We start from the raw sequence: 2,659 nt of genomic DNA on the forward strand, positions 1-2,659 counted from the left end.
ATCCTAATCATCGCCGAGCGTGTTTAGCTTGGGTCGCGCAGAAAGGTGGATGGCGTGAGCGCGCTGAGATGGATCGCCATTTGGACTAAACGACGGGACGGCTGACTGGTATGCGCGTTCAATTGATCTGGCGCCTTAAATGCAGGAAGGCTTCGCGGCCGGTACGAGGCGCATCCCTCCTCCGAAGCAGCACGCCCAAGTATCATCACAAGCCCCGAGCGCTCGCGTTCGGCGATGTCCAATTTCCGACAATGTCGGAATACAGTCAGATCTGCTGGATTGACTTTAAATGGTTTTCTCATTTGGCACAGCGCATGCTGGTTATCCGCAAACACGTGACCGACCAACAAGAAGTCGCATGATCACCTCACCAAAACATACAGCCGCGGAACAATCACTTGGCCCGAACTTGCTTATCGCCCTCCCCGTCACCACAACCGGAGCCATCCATGTCTGACGGGCTGCCCAGGATACCTACTGCGACCGCGCTTGCCCGGTGACGACCGCTCCGGCTCCGCCCGTTACCGACGAGGCAAAGTGACGGATTTCCTGCTTTTCAACGACATGGAGGTGGTTGTCATTCCCGCTGGGGGACAGACTCGGCCTGTTCAAGGCATTGCGCGAAGGCGGCAAGATGACGGCCACCCGTGCGCGAACTCAAGGAGCGCAGCCTGTATCGTGTATCAGGCAAATAGGCCGTGGGTCAGTGACCTTGACACAGGGGACATGCGCAAGGTCCTGAAGTTTGATGTAGCGATAGAAGGGTGCCAATGACAACAATAGCTTACAGGAACGGAACCATGGCTGGCGACGGCCGAGCCTTGGGTTTTGACTCAGTATCCGTCGGTGAGAAAACGAAGGTGTTTCGCTTATGCGACGGCACACTCATCGGCGTTTCCTCTTCGTCCTTGGGTATTCCAAAGGCCGTTCGAGACTGGGTTGAGAAGGGCATGGATGTTTCTGATATTCCTGTGCCGCGCAACGACGACAATTTTGAATTTGAGGCGCTGATAGTGCGCAAAAATGGGGAAGCCGTATTGTTGGACGGCAATTGGCTGCCAAGTGATCCCGTGAAAGGTGAATATTATGCCATCGGGAGCGGCAAGCAGTATGCTTTGGCCGCGCTGGTTTTGGGCAAGTCAGCTAAGGAAAGCGTCGAAGTTGCCGCGAAACTCGACGTTTGGACTGGTGGCACAGTCACTGCCATAACTCACTAAACCCGCCTTTCGGCGGGAGTGTGACAGTGCGAGCGTGGAAGTAGGGCGCCACCCCGGGGCACGTCGAGCCCTGTCATCTGCTTGCGTTGTTGGACATGTGAGCTGGTCCATAAGCGCGCGAAAGCGTCCAGTTGTGGCCAAAAGCACGATTTGCGACAGAACCGGCCCGCTTCTATGAGTATGGGCCGCTTTTTGCGGCCAGCGTGCTTGCCATCCTGCCGCCAGTGGCCGTCGCCTTCTTCTTCCAAGGTTACCTCGTCATGAAGTAGAGCACCACGATCTTGTCGGAGAAATCGGAAAGGCGGACGGCCCTTCCGTCCGCGTCGGCCAGTTCGAAAGGCGGCGCGGCCTGCTCGTCGATCGCCTGGAAGAACCTCTCCGCGCTGTCCCTCATCTTGTCGAGATCGGCGCCCGGATGGTGGGCCAGCGCGGAGGTCGCGAGGATCAGCGCCAGAAATTGAATCGCAAGCGACGGTTTCGCTTTCATGGACAATGCATTCCGGTTGGGGGCGTTCGAGGGCTCCGCGGCTAGGATTGGTCTCACTGTGTCTGCTCCCGCTCCCGGCGGCTCATCTGCCTGATAGGCGCGTTCCCGCTCGGGCCATGTGCTTTTGATGAAGGCCAGAACGGCCCGGATCTCCTCGTCGGTGAGGACATTCCCGAAGCCCGGCATGTCGCTCTGGTAGCCGCCGCCGACGACCGCGGCCGGTCCCGGCGCCGGCATGCGTCCCGAAGGCAGCGGGCTTTCCAATCGCGCTGACCTTCGCCTGGCTAAAACCGTCTTGCCTAGCGCTATCGCCGCGGCCGGGGCGCCGCCACCGGCCATCCGGTTGGCGAGCCAAGGCAATGTCCAGACCAATCCGAGGCCTGCCGCGGCCACGCATCGATAAGAGGACCGACGCCCTTCTCCTTTGCCGCCGCTGGAGAACAGGTACTTGATCAGCGCGGCCGTCCCGAGGACGAGCACGACGACGACAAGCAGCCACACCAGGCCCATGCCGAACATCATCATGCCGCTCATGCATTCCATCATCGAAGCCTCCTATTCCGTGGCGTAGACGCCGCCGGTCCCGTCAGACTTCCGGATTTCGAGAATCTCGAAGGGCGCTTCCTTCGTGCCACTCATGCCGGGGGAGCCCATCGGCATGCCGGGCAGCGTCATGCCCTTTGATGTCGGGCCGCTCGGTCAAGAGCTTGTTGACCGTGCCGACCGGCACATGGCCGCTCACCACATAGCCGTCGATGAACGAGAGAAGGCAGCCATCGGCTTCCGGCGGAATGCCCTCTTCGCGGCTCATGGCGAAAAGGTCGTGCGTCGGCCTTGACGGTGACAGCGAAGCCGTTTCCTGCAAATAGCCGGCATAACCTTCGCAGCAGCCGCATTGCGGGTTCTTGTAGAGCGTGACGTCCTTTCGCCGGCGAACGCCGGAGCGGCGCCTGAC

3 protein-coding genes are annotated in these 2,659 nt (G+C 59.9%); 1 reads left to right on the forward strand and 2 read right to left on the reverse strand.

From position 1 onward, the window contains the following. The first annotated feature begins 800 nt into the window (after positions 1-800). The gene (locus tag EOA60_RS27875; protein WP_063169404.1) at positions 801-1,217 is read left to right on the forward strand and encodes a hypothetical protein; all 417 of its coding nucleotides are present in this window, start codon (positions 801-803) and stop codon (positions 1,215-1,217) included. 250 nt (positions 1,218-1,467) lie between these two features. Here EOA60_RS27875 and EOA60_RS39940 read toward each other — a convergent pair whose 3' ends face one another. Further along, positions 1,468-2,250 (reverse strand): redoxin domain-containing protein, encoded by a 783-nt coding sequence (locus EOA60_RS39940; protein ID WP_244529185.1) that lies wholly within the window; start codon positions 2,248-2,250, stop codon positions 1,468-1,470. A 40-nt stretch (positions 2,251-2,290) separates the two neighbouring features. Continuing rightward, on the reverse strand, positions 2,291-2,659 hold a 369-nt coding region (locus tag EOA60_RS27895), incomplete at its 5' end, for a DUF411 domain-containing protein (RefSeq protein ID WP_281060785.1).

This window comes from Mesorhizobium sp. M1A.F.Ca.IN.020.06.1.1, from assembly GCF_004023265.1.
Lineage (GTDB): Bacteria > Pseudomonadota > Alphaproteobacteria > Rhizobiales > Rhizobiaceae > Mesorhizobium.

What these genes read in the sequence shown, in the direction of transcription:
- EOA60_RS27875 (WP_063169404.1), top strand. Translation starts at nt 801, where the DNA reads ATGGCTGGCGACGGCCGAGCCTTGGGTTTTGACTCAGTATCCGTCGGT.
- EOA60_RS39940 (WP_244529185.1), bottom strand. Translation starts at nt 2,250, where the DNA reads ATGATGGAATGCATGAGCGGCATGATGATGTTCGGCATGGGCCTGGTG.